At 60.8% G+C, this 572-nt stretch carries 1 protein-coding gene; it reads left to right on the top strand.

What is annotated here, in order from left to right; translation table 11 throughout:
• Nucleotides 1-441 (top strand): lytic transglycosylase domain-containing protein (locus tag E4T82_RS12010; RefSeq protein WP_209304587.1); only part of this gene is annotated, 441 nt, incomplete at its 5' end.
• Between the last annotated feature and the right edge of the window lie 131 nt (nt 442-572).

The following is a 572-nucleotide window of genomic DNA, read 5'->3' as shown; positions in this document are numbered from 1 at the left end:
GTCCGTAGCATCGGTGCCATGCGGACGGTAGTAGCAGCGATTTTCCTGCTCGGCTCAATGAGCGCGAGCGCGGCATGTTTCGACGAGGCGGCGGAGCGGTACCGGGTTCCCGTCAGCCTGCTCAAAGCGATCTCCACCGTCGAATCCGGCGGAAATCCGAGGGCCCGCAACAAGAACAGAAACGGCTCTTTCGACATAGGCCACATGCAGATCAACAGTGCATGGCTTCCCACGCTCGCTCGCTACGGCATCGACGAGGAAAGGCTATGGGAGCCGTGCATCAACACCAATATCGGCGCGTGGGTTCTGTCCCAAAACATCGCTCGATTCGGCCTGACGTGGAATGCCGTGGGCGCATACAACGTAGCGACCGAGTCGAAGCGTCTGGAGTACGCCAAGAAGGTGTCCCGCGTGCTGCTGGGCGGCAAACCTCAATCCTGAATGTGACGGCCAATGGCCCTTGGAGTGACTATGAAACGGAACCCCCAGCTGAGCCAGATTGCCATCGCGATCTGCCTGGTATTCGGCGTAGGAGCGGCGAAGGCCGCACTGGTGGCCGCGGTGTGCGAGGT

It is taken from the genome of Streptococcus cuniculi, from assembly GCF_004570575.1.
Taxonomy (GTDB): Bacteria; Bacillota; Bacilli; order Lactobacillales; family Streptococcaceae; genus Streptococcus; species Streptococcus cuniculi_A.
Note: the sequence above shows the minus strand (reverse complement) of the source record. Positions and strands in the feature narration are given on the sequence as shown.